General features: G+C 67.8%; 16 protein-coding genes. 8 read left to right on the top strand and 8 right to left on the bottom strand.

Going from position 1 to position 20,902, the window contains the following annotated elements; translation table 11 throughout:
• Window positions 1-17 precede the first annotated feature (17 nt).
• Window positions 18-1,475: a sigma-54 dependent transcriptional regulator gene (locus tag WC493_RS12745; RefSeq protein ID WP_373065903.1), complete on the bottom strand. Its 1,458-nt coding sequence runs from the start codon at window positions 1,473-1,475 to the stop codon at window positions 18-20.
• 155 nt (window positions 1,476-1,630) lie between these two features.
• Between WC493_RS12745 and WC493_RS12740 the strand changes: the two genes are divergently transcribed.
• From WC493_RS12740 to WC493_RS12705, 8 genes are all read left to right on the top strand, one after another.
• On the top strand, window positions 1,631-2,416 hold the full coding sequence (locus tag WC493_RS12740) for an enoyl-CoA hydratase/isomerase family protein (protein ID WP_373065902.1): 786 nt from the start codon (window positions 1,631-1,633) through the stop codon (window positions 2,414-2,416).
• Window positions 2,417-2,520: 104 nt separating this feature from the next.
• Window positions 2,521-3,702 carry a lipid-transfer protein gene (locus tag WC493_RS12735; RefSeq protein WP_373065901.1) on the top strand — a complete coding sequence of 394 codons (1,182 nt, stop codon included), beginning with the start codon at window positions 2,521-2,523 and terminating at the stop codon, window positions 3,700-3,702.
• Between the two features lie 6 nt (window positions 3,703-3,708).
• Window positions 3,709-4,149: a MaoC family dehydratase N-terminal domain-containing protein gene (locus tag WC493_RS12730; protein WP_373065900.1), complete on the top strand. Its 441-nt coding sequence runs from the start codon at window positions 3,709-3,711 to the stop codon at window positions 4,147-4,149.
• Window positions 4,150-4,158: 9 nt separating this feature from the next.
• Window positions 4,159-4,572, top strand: coding sequence for a MaoC family dehydratase (locus WC493_RS12725; RefSeq protein ID WP_373065899.1), 414 nt, complete (start codon window positions 4,159-4,161; stop codon window positions 4,570-4,572).
• Window positions 4,573-4,585: 13 nt separating this feature from the next.
• Window positions 4,586-5,419, top strand: coding sequence for an SDR family NAD(P)-dependent oxidoreductase (locus WC493_RS12720; RefSeq protein WP_373065898.1), 834 nt, complete (start codon window positions 4,586-4,588; stop codon window positions 5,417-5,419).
• 4 nt (window positions 5,420-5,423) lie between these two features.
• Complete coding sequence (locus WC493_RS12715) at window positions 5,424-6,983, top strand: long-chain fatty acid--CoA ligase (RefSeq protein WP_373065897.1); 1,560 nt, start codon at window positions 5,424-5,426, stop codon at window positions 6,981-6,983.
• A gap of 1 nt (window position 6,984) precedes the next feature.
• A complete protein-coding gene (locus WC493_RS12710; protein WP_373065896.1) occupies window positions 6,985-8,139 on the top strand; it encodes an acyl-CoA dehydrogenase family protein in 1,155 nt (384 codons plus the stop codon).
• A 10-nt stretch (window positions 8,140-8,149) separates the two neighbouring features.
• Window positions 8,150-10,837: a LuxR C-terminal-related transcriptional regulator gene (locus WC493_RS12705; RefSeq protein ID WP_373065895.1), complete on the top strand. Its 2,688-nt coding sequence runs from the start codon at window positions 8,150-8,152 to the stop codon at window positions 10,835-10,837.
• A gap of 9 nt (window positions 10,838-10,846) precedes the next feature.
• Here WC493_RS12705 and WC493_RS12700 read toward each other — a convergent pair whose 3' ends face one another.
• From WC493_RS12700 to WC493_RS12670, 7 genes are all read right to left on the bottom strand, one after another.
• Window positions 10,847-12,259, bottom strand: a complete 1,413-nt coding sequence (locus WC493_RS12700) for an aldehyde dehydrogenase family protein (protein WP_373065894.1) — start codon at window positions 12,257-12,259, stop codon at window positions 10,847-10,849.
• A 142-nt stretch (window positions 12,260-12,401) separates the two neighbouring features.
• Window positions 12,402-14,627, bottom strand: coding sequence for a DUF1302 family protein (locus WC493_RS12695; RefSeq protein WP_373065893.1), 2,226 nt, complete (start codon window positions 14,625-14,627; stop codon window positions 12,402-12,404).
• A gap of 76 nt (window positions 14,628-14,703) precedes the next feature.
• Window positions 14,704-16,086, bottom strand: coding sequence for a DUF1329 domain-containing protein (locus WC493_RS12690; protein ID WP_373065892.1), 1,383 nt, complete (start codon window positions 16,084-16,086; stop codon window positions 14,704-14,706).
• 121 nt (window positions 16,087-16,207) lie between these two features.
• Window positions 16,208-17,860 (bottom strand): choline dehydrogenase, encoded by a 1,653-nt coding sequence (locus tag WC493_RS12685; RefSeq protein ID WP_373065891.1) that lies wholly within the window; start codon window positions 17,858-17,860, stop codon window positions 16,208-16,210.
• 68 nt (window positions 17,861-17,928) lie between these two features.
• Window positions 17,929-18,108, bottom strand: a complete 180-nt coding sequence (locus tag WC493_RS12680) for a rubredoxin (RefSeq protein WP_373065890.1) — start codon at window positions 18,106-18,108, stop codon at window positions 17,929-17,931.
• 7 nt (window positions 18,109-18,115) lie between these two features.
• Complete coding sequence (locus tag WC493_RS12675; protein WP_373065889.1) at window positions 18,116-19,402, bottom strand: cytochrome P450; 1,287 nt, start codon at window positions 19,400-19,402, stop codon at window positions 18,116-18,118.
• A 114-nt stretch (window positions 19,403-19,516) separates the two neighbouring features.
• On the bottom strand, window positions 19,517-20,902 hold a 1,386-nt coding region (locus WC493_RS12670; RefSeq protein WP_373065888.1), incomplete at its 5' end, for a LuxR C-terminal-related transcriptional regulator.

The following is a 20,902-nucleotide window of genomic DNA, read 5'->3' as shown; positions in this document are numbered from 1 at the left end:
AATTTGCGATCGCCGGCCTATTCGGTCAGGCCGTAGCGCTTGATCTTGTTGGCGAGGCCGACGCGCGACAGGCCCAGTTCCTCCGCCGCGCGCTTCTGGTTCCAGCGCAGCCGGCCGAGCGCCTCCTGGACGGCCTGGCGCTCCAGGGATTCGACCTTGTCCTTCAAGGTCCCGCCCCGGGGGACGAAGCCGGCGCCGCCGCGCGGTGCCTTGGGCAGGGTTTCCGCGATGGCCGGCGAGAGGTGCCGGGTGGTCAGATATTCGGCATCGCGCGCAAGGGCCACCAGGCGGCGGATCTCGTTCTCGAGCTCGCGCACATTGCCGGGGAAATCGTAGTGGCGCAGCTTCTCGATCAAGCTTGCCGAGATGCCGAGGATGCGGCGGCCCATGGCGTCGGCGTGTTTGGCGGCGAAGAATTCGGCCAGCACCGGGATGTCGTCCGGCCGGTCGCGCAGGGCCGGCACTTCGACCTCGAAGCCCTTCAGGCGGAAATAGAGATCTTGGCGGAACTCGTGCCGCGCCACCATGGCCGACAGGCGCCGGTTCGAGGCCGCGATGATCCGCACCTTGCAATGGACCGCCTTGTCGGCCCCGAGGGGCTTCACCTCGCCCTCCTGCAGGAAGCGCAGCAGGCTGACCTGGAAGGCGGGCGAGACTTCCGAAATCTCGTCGAGGAAGACGGTGCCGCCATCGGCGGCGCGGAACAGGCCCAGGCGGTCGGCGATCGCCCCCGTGAAAGAGCCCCGCTTATGGCCGAAGAGTTCGGAATGCAACAGTTCGTCCGACATGCCGCCGCAATTCTGGACCAGCAGCGGGCTCTGCCGCCGGCTCGAATTATAGTGGATGGCGCGGGCGAGCAATTCCTTGCCCGTGCCGGTGTCGCCCTGGATCAGGATCGGCAGGTCGGTCGGCGCCGCCTGGCGGGCCAGGTCGCAGAGGGTCGCCATCGCCTCGCTGACATAGACCAGTTTCTCGAAGCGCTGGCTCTCGCCCCGCAGGCTGGTCGGGGCGAGGTGGAACAGGCCGGCGTCGTCCCCCACCTTGAACTCGCGCGACAGGATCCGGTGGCGGCGCGCCAGCTCCCGGGTTTCGAGCCCGCGCTTCACCACGAGGGCGAGCTGCTCGGCATCGATCGGCCGGCGCAGGAATTGATAGACGGCTGTCCGCGCGATCAGCTCGGCGCTGCCCGACGCCCCTTCGGGCAGGACGAGGATGCGGATGATCTCCGGATGGCCGATGCGAAGGTCCGCCAGCAGAGTACTGCCGTCGGGCCGGCCCGCAGCCGTTACCCGGCCGGTCGCCGTGATGTCGTGGGCCACGAGATCGACATGGGCATCGTTCACCGCCGCCGCCGCCTCGTCCGGACCCGGTACCACGAGCACCCGGTAGCCGAGGCCCGCCTCCAGCAGGTCGGCTGCCGGTTTCCACTCGTCCGGGTCCCCGGCGACAATCAGGATGGTGCTCGTCCGGCCCATGAAAGCTAGTTTCCGTTTTGCTTAGAGCATATGCAAGCGGCCGCAGCCGGATCAAGGCCCTTCACACTCCCCGTTTTCCATACTTCCGGTCAGCCGGAGCCACAGCCCCGATCCGCTAAGACGCGGAGAGAAGAAATCGGCGACGGGGCGGGAACGTGGATCTACGGCAGTCTTTTGGCGCGGTCGAGGCGAGCCTGGACGGGGACGGTGTCGGCCGCATCCTGCTGAACCGGCCGGAGCGGATGAACGCGCTCACCCTGGCGATGATGAACGACATCCGCCACGCGCTGGCCTGGACCGGGGCGCAGGAAGCCTGCCGCGTCATCGTGCTGGCCGGCGCTGGCCGCGCCTTTTCGGCCGGGATGGACCTGGTCGAGGGCCTGGCGCCGGAGGTGGGCGATCCCGTCCATGTCCACTACAGGGCGCTCCGCGCCGGTCCCGACATGATCCTGGCGGTGACCGAGGCGGAACAGCCGGTGATCGCCGCCGTGCAGGGCGTCGCGGTCGGCGCCGGCTTTGCCCTCGCCGCGGCGGCGGACCTCCGGATCTGCGGCCCGGCCGCCCGTTTCGACGCGCCCTTCCACAAGCTCGGCGCCAGTGCCGGCGACCTCGGCCTCTCTTGGCGGCTGCCGCGGCTGATCGGACCCGGGCGGGCGGCCCGCCTGTTCTTCACGAACGGCAGCCTCTCGACCGAGGAAGCGCTGGCCCAGGGTTTCGCCGCGGCGGTCGAGCCCGATCCCCTGGAAGCAGCGCTGAACCTCGCCCGCGAGATCGCCGCCCAGCCCCTGCTGGGCGTGCGCATGACCAAGGAGTTGCTGAACGCCAGCATGGATTCGGCCGGTTTCCGCAGCCATCTGGCGCTCGAGATGCGCTCGCAGGTGATCGCGCTCGGCACACGGGACCATGCCGAGGCCGTCGCCGCCTTCCGCAAGCGCCGTTGACCCCCCTTCCCCTCCCCAACGGGGAGGGGCGGCACCGATCCCCACCCGATAAGGTCCCGACGTCGCGCCAGAAGGCGCCCGAGGAAACAAACCAGGAGCAAGCCATGAGCAAGGTCGTCGTCGCCGGTGTCGGCATGATTCCCTTCGTCAAGCCGGGCGTCAACAAGCCCTATCCCGAGATGGCCGCCGCCGCCCTGGCCGCCGCCTTCGCCGATGCCGGCCTCGACTACGGCGCGGTCAAACAGGCCTATGCCGGCTATGTCTACGGCGACTCGACCGCCGGCCAGCGTGCCCTCTATGGTTACGGCATGACCGGGATCCCGGTCTTCAACGTGAACAACAATTGCTCGACCGGCTCGTCGGCCCTGTTCCTGGCCCGCCAGGCGGTCGAGAGCGGCGCGGTCGACTGCGCCCTGGCCCTCGGCTTCGAGCAGATGAACCCGGGCGCGCTCGGCGCCATGTTCCACGACCGGCCGAGCCCCTTCGAACCCTTCGACGTCGCGACCGACGAGATCGTCGGCCATGCCGAGATCCCGCTGGCCCTTCGTTATTTCGGCGGCGCCGGCCTCGCCCATATGCAGGAATTCGGCACGCCGCTCGAAACCTTCGCCAAGATCCGCGCCAAGGCCAGCCGCCACGCCGCCAACAACCCGATGTCCCTGTTCCGCAACGTGGTGACGACGGAAGACGTGCTGGCCTCGACCGTGATGTGGCCGGGCGTCATGACCAAGCTGATGGCCTGCCCGCCGACCTGCGGTGCCGCCGCCGCCATTCTGTGTTCGGAAGATTTCGCCAAGAAGCACGGCATCGATGCCTCTGTCCGGATCGGCGCCCAGGCCATGACCACCGATACGCCGAAAACTTTCGAAGCCCACGACATGCGCGAAGTGGTCGGCTTCTCCATGGCCCGGGAAGCCGCGCGTCAGGTCTATGAGGCCGCCGGCATCGGCCCCGAGGATGTCGACGTGGTCGAGCTGCACGACTGCTTCGCCCACAACGAGCTGATCACCTATGAGGCGATCGGCCTCTGTCCGATCGGCGGCGCGCAGAAATTCGTCGACGAGGGCGACAACACCTATGGCGGCCGCTATGTCACCAACCCCTCGGGCGGGCTCCTGTCCAAGGGCCATCCCCTGGGCGCCACCGGCCTCGCACAATGCACCGAGCTGGTGCAGCAGCTCCGCGGCACCGCGGACAAGCGCCAGGTCGAGGGCGCCCGCGTGGCGTTGCAGCACAACCTCGGCCTCGGCGGCGCCTGCGTCGTCACCCTCTACGAAAGGGTCTGAGGCGCCATGATCGACAGAAAATGGATCGGCCATGTCTCGGCCCCGTCCGAACTGGCCCTGGACCGCGGGCGGCTTCGCTTCTTCGCCAAGGCGATCGGCGAGACCGACCCGGTCTATACCGAGGTCGAGGCGGCCAAGGCCGCCGGTTATGCCGACCTGCCCGCCCCGCCCACCTTCCTCTTCGCGGCGGAAATGGACAGTGGTGCCGTGATGCAGACCCTCGAGGATCTGAAGATCCCGCTCGCCAAGCTCCTGCACGGCGAGCAGAGCTTCACCTATCTGAGGCCCGCCTGCGCCGGCGATGTGATCACCGTGGTCTCGAAGATCGCCGACATCTACGACAAGAAGGGCGGTGCCCTCGAATTCGTCGTCAAGCAGTCGGAAGCCCGCAACCAGAACGGCGACCTGGTAGCCGAGCTGCGCTCGACCCTGGTCTGCCGGAACTGAGGACATCCCATGAGCACCGAAACCAAGATCGCGGTCGGCCAGGAACTGCCTCCCCTCGCCCTGCCGCCGGTCGACCGCACCATGCTGTTCCTGTTCGGCGGCGCCTCGGGCGATCACAACCCGATCCATATCGACATCGATTTCGCCAGGAAGGCCGGCATGCCGGACATCTTCGCCCACGGCATGCTGGGCATGGCCTGGATGGGCCGCCTGCTCACCCGCTGGGCGCCGCAGGCGAAGCTGCGCAAGTTCGACGCCCGCTTCCAGGGCATCACCCACCTCGGCAATGCGATCACCGTGACCGGCAAGGTCACCGCGATCGCCGAGGTGAACGGCGAGCGCTGCGCGACGATCGCGCTCGCCAATACCAATCAATACGGCCAGGTGAAGATCGTGGGCGAAGCCCTGGTCGCGATCGGCTGAGGGAGATCGGAAAATGTCCAAGAAACTCGACGGCAAGGTCGCCCTCGTCACCGGCTCGGGCCGCGGCATCGGCCGCGCCATCGCCCTGAAACTCGCCTCCGAAGGGGCCCGCGTGGTGGTCAACGACCTCGACGCCGATCCCGCCATGGAAGTGGTCGAGGCGGTCAAGGCCATGGGCGGCGAGGCTGTCGCCTGCCTGGGTAGCGTGACCGCGCCCGATTTCGCCGAACGCTTCGTCGGCACCGCCGTGCAGCACTTCAAGGCGGTCGACATCGTGGTGAACAATGCTGGTTACACCTGGGACAACGTCATCCAGAAGATGACCGACGAGCAGTGGTACGCCATGCTCGACGTCCACCTGACCGCCCCCTTCCGCATCCTGCGCGCGGTGCAGCCGGTGATCCGCGCCCAGGCCAAGGCCGATGCCGAAGCCGGCCGGCGCGTCGTGCGCAAGGTGGTCAACATCTCCTCGGTCGCCGGCCTGTTCGGCAATGCGGGCCAGGCCAATTATTCGACCGCCAAGGCCGGCATCACCGGCATGACCATGACGCTGGCCAAGGAATGGGGGCGCATGAACACTACGGTCAACTGCGTCGCCTATGGTTTCATCAAGACCCGCCTCACCGAGGCCAGCGCCGACGCCAATGCGACCGCCAACATCGAGGGGCGCGAGATCAAGGTGGGCGTCAACCCCGACCTGCTCGCCATGATGGAACGCTCGATCCCGCTCGGCCGCGGCGGTACGCCGGACGAGGCGGCGGGTGCCGTCTACCTGTTCTGCATCCCCGAGAGCGACTATGTCAGCGGCCAGACCCTGATTTGCTCCGGCGGCCTCACCGGGATCTGAGGACATGTATATCACCCAGCCCCTCCACCGTGCGGTCCAGCAGCACCCGGACAAAGTGGCGCTGCGCTGCGGCCGGCGCAGCCAGACCTTCCGCTCGCTCGCCGACCGCGTGGCCAGGCTCGCCGGCGCGCTGCAATGCCTCGGCATGGCGCCGGGCGACCGCGTGGCCATGCTGGCGCTGAACTCCGATCGTTACTTCGAGTATATGATCGCGGTGCCCTGGGGGGGCGGGGTGATCAACCCCTGCAACATCCGCTGGTCGGCGGCCGAGATCCTCTATTCGCTGGAGGATTCGGGCTCGCGCCTCCTCCTGGTGGACGACGCCTATCTGCCGGTCGCGCAGAAGCTAAGGGCCGACAGTGTGGCGCCGCTGACCGTGATCCATTGCGGCGACGGCCTGACGCCGGACGGCATGCTCGGCTACGAAGACCTGATCGCCGGGGCCCAGCCGGTGCCCGACGCCGTGCGCCGGGGCGACGACCTGCTCGGCCTGTTCTATACCGGCGGCACGACAGGACGTCCGAAGGGCGTGATGATCGGCCACAAGGGCATGTATGCCTCGCTGCTCTCCCTGCTGGCCGAGGGCCTGGCGCCGGAGGGCAGTGTCTATCTCCACGCCGCCCCCATGTTCCATGTCGCCGACATCGGTATGTCCGGCGTCCAATGGGTGCGCGGCAACACCCAGAGTTTCATCGGCTCCTTCAGCCCGGAAGCCGTGGTCGAGGCGATCGAACGCGACCGCGTCACCCATGTCCTGCTGGTGCCGACCATGATCCAGATGCTGGTCGACCATCCGGTGATGCGCCAGGGCCGCGACCTTTCCAGCCTGCGCTGCATCGTCTATGGCGCTTCGCCGATTTCGGAAGCGGTCCTCGACCGCGCCATGGCGGTGCTGCCCGGCGTCGACTTCATCCAGGCCTATGGCATGACCGAACTGTCGCCATTGGCCACCATCTGCCCGGCCGAGTATCACACCCCAGAGGGGCGGAAGCGCGGCAAGCTCCGCTCGGCCGGGCGGGCCAGCTTCTGCACCGAAGTCCGCATCGTGAATGCCCAGGACCGCGAGGTGCCGCACGGCACGGTGGGCGAGGTGACCGTGCGCGGGCCCAACGTGATGCAGGGCTATTGGAACATGCCCGACCTCACGGCCCAGACGGTGCGGGACGGCTGGATGCACACCGGCGACGGCGCCTATATGGACGACGACGGCTTCATCTTCGTGGTCGACCGGGTGAAGGACATGATCATCTCGGGCGGCGAGAACGTCTATTCCGCCGAGGTCGAGAATACCGTCGCCCAGCATCCCGCGGTCGCTACCTGCGCCGTGATCGGCATCCCCTCCGCCGAATGGGGCGAGAGCGTCCATGCCGTCGTCGTGCTGAAATCCGGCGCAGTCCTGACCGACCAGGAGCTGATCCTCTTCTGCAAGGAGCGGATCGCCGGCTACAAATGCCCGCGCAGCGTCGATTTCGTCGACGCTTTGCCCGTCTCCGGCGCCGGCAAGGTGCTGAAGACCGCGTTGCGCGCCCCCTTCTGGAAAGACCGCAAGAGTCAGGTGGCCTGAGATGACTGCGATGATGCCGCGCCTCCACCGCCACCCCTGGATGGACGAAGAGATCGAAGCCTTCCGCGACCAGGTGCGTCGCTACGTCCAGGCCGAAATGGCGCCCGAGGTCGAGGGCTGGCGCCGCCAGGGCCATATCCCGACCGACGTCTGGCACCGCTTCGGCGCGCTCGGCTTCGTGCTGCCGGAAATGCCCGCAGAATACGGCGGCTCTGACGCCAGCATCGCCTATCAGCTCGTCGTCCAGGACGAGCTCTCCAAGGCCGAGATTCCTGCCACGCTGGGCGTCCATTCGATCGCCTCGCATTACATCCTCGACTATGGCACCGAGGAACAGAAGCGGCGCTGGCTGCCCAAGCTGGTCTCGGGCGAATTTCTCGCCGGCATCGCCCTGACCGAGCCCGGCTGCGGCTCCGACCTGAAGACACTCAGGACGCGGGCGCGGCGCGACGGCGACTCTTACGTGATCGACGGCGCCAAGACCTTCATCACCAGCGGCTCGACCGCCCATCTCCTGGTCGTCGCCTGCCGTACCGGCGAGGGCGGCGGCAAGGGGATTTCCCTCCTCGTGCTGGAGACCAAGGATCTGCCCGGCTTCCGCGTCGGCCGCCGGCTGGAGAAACTGGGCCAGCATGCTTCCGATACCGCCGAACTCTTCTTCGACGGCGTCCGCGTGCCGGCCGAGAATCTGCTGGGGGGGACCGAGGGCCGGGGCTTCGCCCATCTGATGAGCCAATTGCCCTACGAACGGATGCTGCTCGCCGTGCCGGCGGCGGCGGCGATCGAACTCGCCCTCGAACACACGCTGGCCCATGCCAAGGCACGCCAGATGTTCGGCGCCACGCTCTACGACCTGCAGAACACCCGTTTCCGCCTGGCCGAAGTGGCCACCATCGCCCATGTCGTGCGCAGCTTCGTGAACGACTGCATCCAGCGCCTGGTGGACGGCACGCTGGACGACCAGGCCGCCTATATGGCCAAGTGGTGGACCACGGAACAGCAATGCAGGGTGGTCGACGAATGCCTGCAATTGTTCGGCGGCTACGGCTACATGATGGAATATCCGATCGCCCGCCTCTATGCCGACGCCCGCATCCAGAAGATCTATGGCGGCGCCAACGAGGTGATGAAGGACATCATCGCCCGCGCGCTTTGACTGGCCCGCGATGAGCCCGGCGTCCTCGCTGATCCGGACCAAGATCGCGCCGCCCCGGCTGGGCTCTGCCGCCCTCGGGCGGGAGCGCCTGCTCGACCAGCTCCAGGCCCGGCGCGATCGCATGGTGACCCTGATCCTGGGGCCCGCCGGCAGCGGCAAGACCACCCTGGCGGCGCTGTGGCGCCAGCGCCTGATCGCGGCCGGGGCCGAAGTCGCCTGGTACAACGTGGGTGAAGACGACGACGAGGGCCAATGGGCGGCCTATTGGTTCGCCGCCCTCGAAGCCGCCGGGGTCGACGTCGGCCCGGCGCTGGCCCAGGCCCTGCAGTCCGAAGGCTTCGAGACGGCGGACCGTTTCGTCGCCCAGGTCGTCAATGCCGCCTTCGCCCATGTCCGGCCGATCGTCATGGTGCTGGAGGACCTTCACGTCCTGCGGGCGCGGCAGCCCTTCGCCATGCTCCAGCAATTGCTGCGCCACCTGCCGGGCAACTTCCACCTGGCGATCACGGCGCGCACGGCACCGCCCCTCGACCTCGGCCTGTTGCGCAGCCGCGACCAGGTGACCGACGTCAGCTTCGACGAGCTCCGCCTCTCGGTCGAGGAACAGGCGACCTTCCTCGACACGCTCGGCGTCGGCCGGCTGAGCGCCAGCCAGGCCCGGCGCCTGTACGGATTGACCGAAGGCTGGGTCGCCGGCACCCAGCTCGCCGCCCTGGCGCTCCGCAAGGGGCGCGAGACCGACAGCGTGCTGCACCACCTGCGCGGCCTCGCCGCCCCCGCCGGGGACGACGGCATGACCGGCGTGGTCGCCGACGCCTTCGGCAGCGTGTTGGAGCCCGAGCAGATCGCGATCCTGGTGCGTCTCTCGGCCTGCCGCCGCTTCACCCCGGCGCTCTGCGATGCGATCTGCGGCGGCACCGAGGCTTCGGCCCTGGTCGAGACGCTAGCGGCCCAGCAATCCTTCGTCGTGCCGATCGACAGTGGCGAAGCCCTGCCCTGGTTCCGCTTCCACCGGATCTTCGCCGCCTTCCTGCGCCAGCGCCTGCGTGCCCTGCCCGCGCCGGACCTGGCCGCGATCAACCGCCGCGCCAGCCTGTGGTTCGAGGCCCAGGGCCTGACCACCGAGGCGCTTCGCCACGCCCGCCATGCCGGCGACACCTCGCGCATGGCCGCCCTCATCGGCGGGGCGGCGCGGCCCCTGCTCTATGCCGGGCAGTTCCTGCCCCTGCTGCGCTGGGCCGCCGACCTGCCGGCGGCGGCGCGGACGGAGCGGATCGACGTCCTCCTCTCGATCGGCTGGTCCGAAGTCAGCGCGCGCCGGCACGGCGACGTCGCCGCCACCATCGCGGCGATCGAGGCCCACCCCGCGGCAGCCCGGCCGGAAGTCGACTTCGAACTCCGCCTGCTCCGCGCCCTCGACCATGTGATGCGCGACGATACCGCCGCCGCCATGGCCCTGCTCGCCCCGGTGCTGGACGCCCCGCCCGCGGTCGACGGTTTCGGCCTCCTGATGCTGGGCGCGGTCGGCGGCATGGCGCTGATCGGCGCCGGCCAGCACGAACGGGCGCGCGACATCGCCGCCGATTGCCAGGCGGCCCTGCGCCGCCGCCACGGCGCCCGCTCCCGCCCCTGGCTCGAAGGCGTGGGCGGCCACAGTTTTCTGGTCCAGGGCGATTTCGTGCAGGCGCGCGACATGCTTTCGCGCTCGCTCCGCGACCTCGCCCGCGAAGAACAGCTGGCCGAATATTCGGCCGGCCATCTCGCCGCCTATCGGGCCGAGGCCGACTACCAGTTGAACGACCTCGAGGCGGCGGAAGACGATCTCGACCTCTTCGCCGAATCCGGCGACAGCACGGCGGGGCCGGACGTCGCCCTCCATGCGCTCCGCACCAAGGCGCGGCTCCATGCCCTGCAAGGCGACCGCGAGCGGGCGCTGGCCACCCTCGACGGGATGGAGCGCCTCGCCCAGGACGAAGGCTGGGACCGCCTGGCGGCCTGGAGCCTGGCCGAGCGCGTCCGCCTTCTGGGCCGCCGTGCCGCCGGCATGACGGCGATGCGGGAAGCGCTGCGCCGCCTGCGCCGGATGGCGGCGCGCCATGCCGGCGCCACCGGCACGCTGGCCGAGATCGGACTCGCCGCCGCGATCGCCGCGGTCGACGCCGCCACCGCAGAATGCGACTGGCAGCAGGTCGTCGACGCCGCAGGTCCCCTGGCCGACGAGCTGCGCCGGCGCGGCCGCCTCTTCCTCGCCGCGCGCCAGACGATGATGGCCGCGGCCGCCCATCTCGCCCTGGGCGACGAGGTGGCGGCGCTCCGCCTCGGCCGCGGGCTTCTGATGACGGCGGAACATTGCGGCATGTACCGGCTCTTCCTCGACGGCGGGGCGCCGGCGACCGATCTGGCCGCCCGCCTGCGCGCCCTGCCCGACCTCAAGCCGGAGGAATGCCGCCTGCTCGACGACAGCCTGGGCAACCGCCACCCGCCGCCCGTCGCGGTCCCGGCCGCCGCCCTGTCGCCCAAGGAGCGGGAGATCGTACAGCTGCTCGACCGTGCCCTTTCGGTCAAGACGATCGCCCGGGCGCTCAACGTCTCGCCCGGGACGATCAAATGGCACCTGAAGAATGTCTACGCCAAGCTCGGCGCCGTCTCACGCGAGGATGCGGTGGCCAAGGCCAGGACCCTGAAGATCCTGGCCTGACCGCGCGTATCAGGCGCGCTTCATCGTCACCGTCTTCGGGTTGGTGAATTCGAGCAGGCCACCCAGCCCGTTCTCGACCCCGACGCCCGACTGCTTGTGCCCGCCGAAGGCGGCGAAGGGCGAGATCGCGAGGGCTTCGTTGATCCACACGCTGCCGGCCTCGATCCGGTCGGCCAGGCGCCGGGCACGCGCCTCGTCCGCCGTCCAGACGGTGGCGGCGAGACCGTATTCGGTGGCATTGGCGCGGGCGATGACATCCTCCTCGTCCGTGAAGCGGAGCAGCGGCAGGACCGGGCCGAACTGTTCCTCCTGCACGATGCGGGCGTCTTCCGGCGGATTGTCGACCAGGGTGACCGGGATGAAATAGCCTTCGCCCTCGGGCGCGGCACCCGCCTCGATGACACGGTGGCCGTTCTGCCGGCTGTCCTCGATCAAGGCGCGCACGCGGTCGTATTGCGGCTTGTTCTGCACCGGCCCCAGGACCGAGCCCTGCTCTCTTCCGTCGCCCATGCGGACCGCCGCGGCGACTTCGGCCAGGGCGTTCAGCATGTCGTCGTAGATCTCGTCATGGACATAGGCGCGCTTGGTCGCGACGCAGACCTGGCCCGAATTGGTGAAGGCCGACCAGAAGAGCTGCTCGGCCGTCGTCCGCACATCGACGTCGGGAAAGACGACGGCCGGATCGTTGCCGCCGAGTTCGAGGGTGACCCGCTTCAGGGTGGGGGCCGCACTCGCCATCACACGGCGCCCCGTGGCGGTCGAGCCGGTGAAACTGATCTTGCCGAAACCCGGGTGGCCGGTCATCAGCGGGCCGAGGGCATCGCCCCCGGTGATCACATTGACGACGCCCGGCGGCAGCACGTCGCGCAGCAGTTCGCCCAGGCGGAGCACCGCGAGCGGCGTGAAGGGAGACGGCTTCAACACCATCGTATTGCCCGCCAGGATGGCCGGCGCGATCTTCCAAATCGACAGCATGACCGGGAAATTCCACGGCGAGATCGCCCCGACCACGCCGATCGGCACATGCCGGGTCTCGACCCGGTGGGCCGCCGTGTCCTCGATCACCTCGATCGGCTCCACCATCGTGGCGACAGCGGCGCACCATTGCGCGGCGCCCAGGACCTCGAAGCGGGCCTGTTCGGTCGGCTTGCCCTGTTCGCGGGTCAAGAGGCGGATCAATTCCTCGGCATGAGTGGAAATCGTCTCGCCGATGCGGGCGACCAGGGCCTGGCGCTCGGCCCAGGGTTTCGCCCGCCAGGCCGGCAGCGCACGCGTCGCTGCCTGAATGGCGAGGTCCAGTTCGGCGGCGCCGGCGTCGGGCACCGCGGCGAAGACCTGGCCATCGGCCGGGTTGCGCACCTCGAGGCGGTTCGGTGCTTCGGCGGCGCGGCCGTCGATCGTCATGGCGATGAAGTCGGTCATCTCGTCCTCCCTTGTTCTTGTGTTCTTGTTGTCGCCGTCTTCAAAAAAAAGCCCCGGGGCGCCGAGGAGAGCGATGGCGCCCCGGGGACGAGTGGCGTACCGGCGGAGGGTATCGGTGCCGGATACGCGAGGAAAGAGCGTCCTAGAAGGAATAGGAGACGCTGACGCCGACGAAGTCGCGATCGAGATAGGGGTTGCGCGAGGCGCCGTTGGAGCCGCCGTTGCCCGCCCCCCAGCTCTTGAAATAGTTGATGTTCATCGACCAGTGATCCAGGTAGTCGAAGCGCAAGCCGAAGTTCACCGAGGTCAGGCTCTTCACGAAGCCGGGGTTGGGTGCCGGTGTCGTGCCGAACAGGCCGTGGGCGAAGCCGATCGAGGGGGTCATGGTGACGCCGTCCAGGATGTTCGGATAATCCCAGAAGAAGATCCCCTGCACGCCGCCCGACCATTGGCTGGGCAGCTTGTGCGACGAGCCGAAGGGCGCGCCGAGCGAGGTCGCATCGATCGGCCCAGCCAAGCCGACAGGGCCGATGTTGAGCGGCCGGGTGAAGAAGCCCTCGAAACTGTTCTGGCCATAGGCGGCGTATTGGGTGTTGGGATCGAGATCGATATAGAGCGCACCGAATTCGACCAGGCCGAAGAGCTGGTTGGCGCCCAGGAGCCGGGTCACGAAATCGGAGCCGCCCATGATCTTCATGAAGCGCACCGCCGCCTGCCAGACGTTGTGGCGCTCATCCAGGGTCAGGGTGCGGTTCGGTTCGTAGGTGTCCTGGCCCTTGCGGAAGCTCGGCTCGAGCTGGGGGGCGATGCCGGGGTTCGGCACGCAGAGCGAGCCGACGCAGATCGGCGTCGGCGCCGTGGTCGCCTGGCTGACCGGCACGCCGCCGTTCATGTTGTAGTAGCTCGCCAGGAAGGCCGGTTCGGAAATCCAGATCGGCGCGTCGTGCTTCCAACTGATCTCGGCGTTGATGGCGACCGCGAGTGGATCGAAGGTCGTGTTGAAGGCGAAGCCGATCAGTTGCAGGCCGGTCGGATAATAAATGTCGACCGGGCTGTTCTCCAGGTTCTGCAACACGGTCGAACGCGGCGAGGTGCCGAAGGGCGGCTGGATCAGCGCGCTCGACAGCGGATTGGTCAGGGCGCCGACGATATCGGTGACCGGCCCGCCGAGCAGGCCCGAGAGGGCCGAGGTCAGGGCGCCCAACTGGTCGACGCCCAGGTTGTTCAGCAGCCCGTCGACCAGCGGCACCGGCAGCGCGCCCAGGTTCACCTGGCCGGTACCGGGGGCGAACTGCGCCGGCGCATGGGCCATCAGCGACGGCAGGCGCGAGGTGTAGTTGATGTAGTAGAGCTGGAACTCCGTATTGTTCAGCTCGGGCGAAAAATAGCGCAGCGACACGCCCCAGTCGTGAACATCCGGATCGTCCTTCAGGTTGAGCGGCGGATTGACCGAGAGAATCTGCCGGTTCGGATCGTCGTAATCGCCGGGGCGGAGCCCGCTCTGGGTCGTATAGGCGCGCGGGTCGAAGGGATCGGTGAAGGGCTGGGCGTATTTGACGCCGTCGCACAGATTATCGGTGAAGGAGAAAAAGCTGCCGCAGGCGTCGAGCTTGAAGGGCTCGAAATCGAACTGGTAGAAGGCCTCGACCGAGAGCCCGTCGGCGATCTCGTAATTGGCCGAGATCATGGGCACCGGGATCAGCGCATCCTTCAGCTCGGCGCCCGGCACGCGGATCCTGGCGACGTCGATCGGATTGACCACGGCGATGCCGTTGATGGTGAACAGCGCCTCGCCCCAGTTCAGGATCTGGTTGCCGAGGGTGACGGTCAGCGGCCGGTCGCCCACGTCGAAACTGCCGCGGACATAGAAGTCCAGCAGCTTGGCGCCCCAGGCCGCCTTCTTCTTGGCGCTCGGCGTGTAGCGGCCGCTGGTGAAGGGCCGTTCCTCGGGGTCGAAATCGGCCAGGTGGTTGTTGGCCGCGACCGAGTCGAAGAAGCCCGCGCCGCGGGCGTAGAAGACGAAGTTCTGCCACTTCAGCTTCAGTTCGGCGCGGGCGTTGGAGACCTGGCTGATCAGGTCGTATTTGTCGAAGTTGAAATTGCCGTCGTCGTTGCCCGCGGGCGGCAGCGCGCCACCGTAATAGTAGCCGTAGTTGCGCGGGTCGCGGTCGGCCATGCGCATCTGCGCCCCCGTCGTGAGCGAGACCGTGATCGATCCTGTCACTTCCTCGCCCAGCTCGAAATCATAGGCCGAAGCGGTGGTCGCCACCCCCAGGAGGCAGAGCGCCGTGGTCGCCAGCCAGTAGCGACGGCCAAGGGTCCGCCGTTCGCCGGCCCGAGGCGGGCCGGCCTTGTCGATGCCTTCCATTGTTTCCCCCTTTAGCAGCCGTGCCGTCCGGAAACCGGCACGCCTCTTCCGCTTCCCTGAGAGCGCCCCCAGGCGGTCAGTTGGTGCCGAGCCGGCGGATCGCGTCCGGCGTGAACATCGACGGGTCGATATCCTGGACGTTCCAGTTCAGCATCTTCTCCTCGTTCTTCAGGCCGAAGACGACGTAGCGGCCGGATTGCAGGTCGTAGGTCGCTTCCAGCGCTGAGGAGCAGAGCGGGATGTCGTAGTAGTTGGCGACCGGGTCGTCCTGCACCCGCCAGAGCTGGCCGCGGGTGTCGTAGAGGTCGACCGTGGCGATGTTCCAGCTATCCTCGTCGATATAGAAGGTGCGCCGGCCGTAGACGTGGCGGGTGCCTTCCTTCAGCGTGGCGTCGACCACCACGGTGCGATGCAGCTCGTAACGCCCGAGGTCTGCATTCAAGTGGCTCGCGGTCAGCAGCTCCTTGTAGGAGTGCTTATCGGACATGTATTCATAGGCGTTATAGCCGATGTATTTTTCCTCGGCCGGTTTCAGGGCGAAGCTGTAACGGTCGGTCGCCCCATTGTAGACATCGAACTGATCGGTGGTGGCGAGGCCGTCCGTATTGAACAGCGGGTTGTCGTAGGCGAGTTCGGGGGCGCGCAGCACGCGCCTGGTGCCCGGGTTGTACTGCCAGGCCTGCCGCGGCAGTTCCTTGGCGTTGATGGTGTCGAGCGCCAGGATGATCGAGCCGGCGAGCCTGGTCGGCGCAGTCGTGATGTTCAGGTAGGAAATCGCGATATTGTTGAGCTGCTTGATGTCGGTGACGTCGCCGATAGTCGCGAGGCCGGGACCCGAATAGTGGATCATGCCTTCGTCCTGGCTCTTGAACATCAGGAAGCTGCCGTCGCGATTGACCGCGGCGGAGCCGAAATAGCGCCTGAACTTGAAGCCGCGGTAGCGAAGCCGGTGGTTCCAGATCGCCTCCACCCCCGACTTCGGAATCGGAAAGGGCACGCCGAGCAGGGCGTCGTTCAAGCCGTTCTGGTCCTCGGTCATGGTCGCCGTGACGGCGTTCTTGCGCCCCGCCTCGTAGACCCTCTCGGGCAGCGAGCAGGAACGCCGGGTCGGATAGACGACCAGCTTGTAGCTCGGATAGAGCTTCAGCATGGCGAGCTGGCCCACGGTCAGCTTGGCCTTGTATTGTTCCGCGTTCTGCCCCGTGATGGTGAACAGCGGCTTGTCGGCTGCGAAGGGATCGGGGTAGTGCATGCCCGGCGAATAGCCGGCAGGCGGCGAGGTGATGCCGCCGTTCCAGGCCGGAATGGAACCATCTGCATTACCCGCCTTGACGCCGCCCATGGGCGTCAAGTCCTTGCCGAGCCGGTCGGCCTCGGCCTGGGTCACCTTGGCCAGCGCCGGTGTGCAGATGGCAAGCGATGCCAGCAGGCCCGCCAGGGCCAGAGAAGTCTTCACCATTCCTCCCCCTCATCAAATTCTTGTCATGACGTCGGCTGTTTCGCCGATCCGTTGCAACGCTAGTGGATGGCGGTGCGGCCCCGACTGACCGTTAGGCTGGTTTTTCCGGGGCCTCCCGTCCTCAGAGACCGACCGCGCGCGGATGCCCCCAGTCCTCGGCCACGGGGGGCGCTTCCGCCGGCAGCGGGGGCAGGCCCAGGATGTCGTCGGCGATTTTCTCGCCGATCATGATGGTCGGCGCGTTGGTGTTGCCGCCGACCAGGGTCGGCATGACCGAGGCGTCGACCACGCGGAGTCCGCCGATGCCGTGTACGCGGCAGCGCTCGTCCACGACCGCCATCGAATCCGTGCCCATGCGCGCGGTGCCGACCGGGTGATAGATCGTCTCGGCGCGGGAGCGGATCCAACTGTCCAGCTCGGCGTCGCTCTCGACCGCGCGACCGGGCTCGATCTCGGCGCCCAGATAGGGGCGCAGGACCTCCTGGCGCAGCACGTCGCGCACCAGGCGAACGCCGTCTCTCATGGTCCGGCGATCGACCTCGCTCGACAGATAGTTCGGCTGGATCAGGGGCGCGGCGGTGGGATCGGCCGAGCGGAGCGCGATATGGCCCCGGCTTTCCGGCCGGAGCTGGCACAGGTGCACGGTGAAGCCGTGGCCGGGCGACTTCGTGCGGCCATGGTCCTGCAGTACGGCGGCGACGAAATGAAGCTGGAGATCGGGGACTTCCAGTCCCGGCCGGGTCTTCAGGAAGGCGCCGGTCTCGACCCCGTTGGAACAACCGGGCCCGCTCTTGAACAGAAGGTAGCGGAGCCCGGTCAGGGCTTGGGTCAGCGGCTTGGTCTGGCTGTGCAGGGTGACCGGCAACAGGCTCCGGGCGATCACCGTGGCGTCCAGGTGATCCTGCAGGTTCTGGCCGACGCCGGGCAGCTCGGCCAGGACTTCGATGCCATGACGGCGCAGTTCCGCGGCCGGGCCGATCCCCGACAGCATCAGGAGCTGGGGCGAATTGATCACCCCGCCGGCCAGGATCACCTCGCGCTTCGCGCCGAAGGTATGTTTTCGCCCGCCGCGCAGGGTCTCGACCCCGACCGCCCGCCGCCCCTCGAACAGGATGCGGGTCGCCAGCGTGTCGACCGTGACGGCCAGGTTGCCCCGCGCGAGTGCCGGGCGCAGATAGGCGACCGCCGCGCTGCAACGCCTGGCATTCCGCACGGTCAACTGATAGCGCCCGAAACCCTCCTGCTGGACACCGTTGAAATCGCCCGTGTGCTGGTAACCGGCCTGGACCCCGGCCGCAACGAAGGCGTCGAACAGGGGGTTTTGCCCCGGTGCGTCGCTGACGCCGAGCGGGCCATCGGTACCGTGGAAGTCGTCCGCCACCGCCGCATTGCCTTCGCTCCGCTTGAAATAGGGCAGCACGTCGGCATAGCCCCAGCCCTTCAGGCCGAGCTGGCGCCAATGGTCGTAATCCCGGGCGTGGCCCCGGATGTAGATCATGCCGTTAATCGAGGACGAGCCGCCGAGCACCTTGCCGCGCGGCCAGTAGAGCGAACGCCCGGCCATATGGGCCTGGGGTTCGGTGTGGTAGTACCAGTTGCCGCGCCGGGCGCCGAGCAGCTTGATCACGCCCGCGGGCATGTGGATCAGCGGGTTGCGGTCGCGTCCGCCCGCCTCGATCAGCAAGACGCGGTTGGCCGGATCCGCCGACAGGCGGTTGGCCAGCACGCAGCCGGCGCTGCCGGCGCCGACGATGATATAGTCGAATTCCGCCATGGCGTTCTCCTCCATGAGCGAAGGCCGGCCCCGTCTCCCGGGCCGGCCTCGCCGTCGTTATTGGTTTTTCAGGCGTCGTAAGGCACGAAATCGGCCTTTGAGCTGCCGCAGGCCGGACACATCCAGTCCTCCGGCAGGTCGGCCAGGCGGGTGCCGGGGGCGATGCCCGCCTCGGGCAGGCCGGCGGCTTCGTCGTAAAGCTCGCCGCACACCCCGCATTGCCAGACTTTGTAGGGTTCCTCGGCCATGCCCGCCTCAGGCCGCCATCTCGAAGGTGATCGGCACGTGCTTCGGCCCGCAGACCAGTTCGGATTCGGTCATGCGCCCCTCGCCGCCCATCTCGAGGTGCTTGAGACGCGGAATGACCTCTTCCCAGAAGCAGCGCATCTCGAGCCGCGCCAAGTGCTGACCCAGGCAGATATGGGTGCCGTAGCCGAAGCCGATGTGGCGGTTCGGCGAACGATCCGGCTTGAAGGTGAAGGGATCCTCGAAGGCGTCCTCGTCGCGGTTGCCCGAGATGTAGGAGAGATAGAGCAGGTCGCCCTTCTTGATCTGCCGGCCGCGCAGGACATAGTCCTCCTTGGCCGAACGGACGAACTGCTGGATCGGCGTCGCCCAGCGGATCGATTCCTCGACGAAGCCGGCGATCAGCTTCGGATTGTCCTTGAGCCGCTGCAACAGGCCGGGTTCCTCGGCCAGTTTCCACATCGCCATGCCCGTGGTGGCCGAGGTGGTGTCGTGGCCTGCGGTCGAGGCGATGGCGAAATAGGAGATGGCGGCCCGGTTCTCCATCGGGCAGCCGCGCACCTGGCCATTGGCGATCACGGATGCGATGTCGTCGCGCGGGTGGGCGCGGCGGTCGGCGATCACCTTGTCGTAATAGTCCTTGAACTCGGCATAGACGAGGTCCCAGGTCTTGATGATCTCGCCCGGGTCGGTCACGTTCGATCCCGGCCGCTTCAGTTCGGGATCGGCATAGGTGAAGAGCCACTGCGTCAGGCGCAGCATCTTCTCGTGGTCCTTCTCCGGGATGCCGACGACGCTCAGGATCACTTCGAGCGGGTAGTAGAAGGCGAGATCCCAGGCGAAGTCGCAATGCGGCGCCATGCCGGCCAGGCGGTCGGCGTAACGCTTGGCGATCTCGCGCACCTTGGGTTCGAGCTTGGCGACCGCCTGGGGCATGAAATGGGCCGCCGTGACGTTGCGATACTCGGTGTGTTCCGGCTCGTCCATATGCACCAGGGTGCGGAAGATGTGCGGCAGGCCGCCGGTATAGTCGCGCATGAGCTGTTCGGCATGCTGCGAGGCGAGCGTCTTGGAGCGCACCGAGCTCAGGAACAGCTCGTCCTGGCGGGTGATTTCGCGGATGTCGTCATATTTGGTGACGATCCAATGCGGATCGTAGCCGGGCACCTCGGCGATCGAGAGCGGATAGTCCCGCCGCAGGATCTTGAAAATCTCGTTGACCCTGTTGCGGTCACCGAAAGTCGCCGGATTGTAGATTTGTGCCGCCAGTTCGACCGGAATCTTGAGGTTGTCCATCATGCTCCTCCCGAGGACTTCTTCTGTGTTGGAGATTTCTCATCCACCACGGTCGAAGGTAACGGGAGGGGCGTATCGCTCACCGGTCGAAAGGATAGTTCCTGACGGTTCGTCTCACTGAAGCATGCCGAGGGAGCGGGCCTTGGCCACCGCCGCCGTCCGCGTCCGCACGTCGAGTTTCTCGAAGATGTTGCGGAGGTGCCATTTCACCGTCGGCAGGGAGACGAACAGGCGCTCGGTGATCTGCCCGTTGGTCATGCCCTGCGAGACCATGGTGAGGACCCGGTATTCCTTCTTGCTGAGGCCGACGGCGACCGATTGGTCGGCATCCTCGTCGTCTTCCTCCGCGACGCCGGCGGAGAAGGTGCCGGTCAGCCGTTCCGCCAGGCGCGCCACCGCGGGCGGCAGCGTGCCCTGGGCCGCCTTCATGTAATGGGCGAGGCCGGGGATGAGCGGGCGCAGCACCGCCTTCTGGTCGAGGATGGCGCGTTCCAGGCCGTGGCTCGCCGCCTCCTCGATCGCCTCGGTCAGGCCGCGCAGGGCGAAGGTCGGCTCGCCGTCGGCCTGATGGGCCGCCGCCTTGACGCAGGCGGCCTGGACCCAGCGGCGCAGCCGCCCGCCTGCCCGGGCCGCCGCCAGCACCGGCAACACGTCGGCGATGGCCCGCCGCGGGTGTCCGGAGACGAGATTCCGCTTGGCGCCCAGCAGGCGCAGCCATTCCGCGGTCTCGGGCGTGTCGGCCTCGGGCAGGCGCTCGTCCCCGGTGTCGGCGACATCGAGGCCGCGCCGCACTTCGGGATCGAGGTCGAGGATGATCTCGGCCTTGAGCAGGCGGAGCTGCTTCAAGGCCGACAGGCCGAAGCGGCGGATCGACAGGGGCTCCACACCGCGCAGCAGGTCGAGCGCCGCCCCCGCCCCCTGATCGAGCAGGGCGAGCCGGGTCGCCACCCGCCAGCCGGAGAAGGCGACGTCGATACTGCCGTGCAGCGCGATGGTGGGCAGGCTTCGCCGGATGAGCTGACGTGCCTGGTCGAGCTCGCCCTGCTCGTAATAGGCTTCGGCCAGCACCAGCTCGGCCGTGCCACGCATGATGTCGCTCGGCGGATGTTCACCCAACATGGCCTCGATCTCGCGCGCGGCCGCCGCCGGCCGGCCCTGGACCAGCATGAAATGGGCGCCTAGGGTCGCCATCCAGGCGAGGCCGTAGTCGGTCGGCGAACTGGTGATCTCCTGCCGGCCGCGTTCGAGGCAGCGGCTGGCGTTGGCCATGTCGAGCAGCGCCCGGTAGCACAGCGCCATACCGAGCCAGACCGAGGCACGATCGAAGGCCGTGCCACCGGCCGGCTCGCTCTCCAGCCATTGCCGGCCGAGGAGCAGCGCCTCGTCGTGGCGATGGGCGAAGAAGGCGACCATGAAGCGCAGCAGGCCGAGCTGGGCCCCCGTCGGGTCGAAGCGGCGCAGCGCATCCAGGTTCTCGTCCATCAGCACGCTGGCGCGGTC

Source organism: Zavarzinia sp. (assembly GCF_041650655.1).
Lineage (GTDB): Bacteria > Pseudomonadota > Alphaproteobacteria > Zavarziniales > Zavarziniaceae > Zavarzinia.
This window is presented reverse-complemented; position numbering and strand designations above follow the sequence as displayed.

Coding starts and splice junctions, on each gene's coding strand:
- WC493_RS12705 (WP_373065895.1), top strand. CDS start 8,150: ATGAGCCCGGCGTCCTCGCTGATCCGGACCAAGATCGCGCCGCCCCGG.
- WC493_RS12730 (WP_373065900.1), top strand. CDS start 3,709: ATGATCGACAGAAAATGGATCGGCCATGTCTCGGCCCCGTCCGAACTG.
- WC493_RS12690 (WP_373065892.1), bottom strand. CDS start 16,086: ATGGTGAAGACTTCTCTGGCCCTGGCGGGCCTGCTGGCATCGCTTGCC.
- WC493_RS12710 (WP_373065896.1), top strand. CDS start 6,985: ATGACTGCGATGATGCCGCGCCTCCACCGCCACCCCTGGATGGACGAA.
- WC493_RS12745 (WP_373065903.1), bottom strand. CDS start 1,475: ATGGGCCGGACGAGCACCATCCTGATTGTCGCCGGGGACCCGGACGAG.
- WC493_RS12675 (WP_373065889.1), bottom strand. CDS start 19,402: ATGGACAACCTCAAGATTCCGGTCGAACTGGCGGCACAAATCTACAAT.
- WC493_RS12700 (WP_373065894.1), bottom strand. CDS start 12,259: ATGACCGACTTCATCGCCATGACGATCGACGGCCGCGCCGCCGAAGCA.
- WC493_RS12685 (WP_373065891.1), bottom strand. CDS start 17,860: ATGGCGGAATTCGACTATATCATCGTCGGCGCCGGCAGCGCCGGCTGC.
- WC493_RS12720 (WP_373065898.1), top strand. CDS start 4,586: ATGTCCAAGAAACTCGACGGCAAGGTCGCCCTCGTCACCGGCTCGGGC.
- WC493_RS12715 (WP_373065897.1), top strand. CDS start 5,424: ATGTATATCACCCAGCCCCTCCACCGTGCGGTCCAGCAGCACCCGGAC.
- WC493_RS12680 (WP_373065890.1), bottom strand. CDS start 18,108: ATGGCCGAGGAACCCTACAAAGTCTGGCAATGCGGGGTGTGCGGCGAG.
- WC493_RS12735 (WP_373065901.1), top strand. CDS start 2,521: ATGAGCAAGGTCGTCGTCGCCGGTGTCGGCATGATTCCCTTCGTCAAG.
- WC493_RS12695 (WP_373065893.1), bottom strand. CDS start 14,627: ATGGAAGGCATCGACAAGGCCGGCCCGCCTCGGGCCGGCGAACGGCGG.
- WC493_RS12725 (WP_373065899.1), top strand. CDS start 4,159: ATGAGCACCGAAACCAAGATCGCGGTCGGCCAGGAACTGCCTCCCCTC.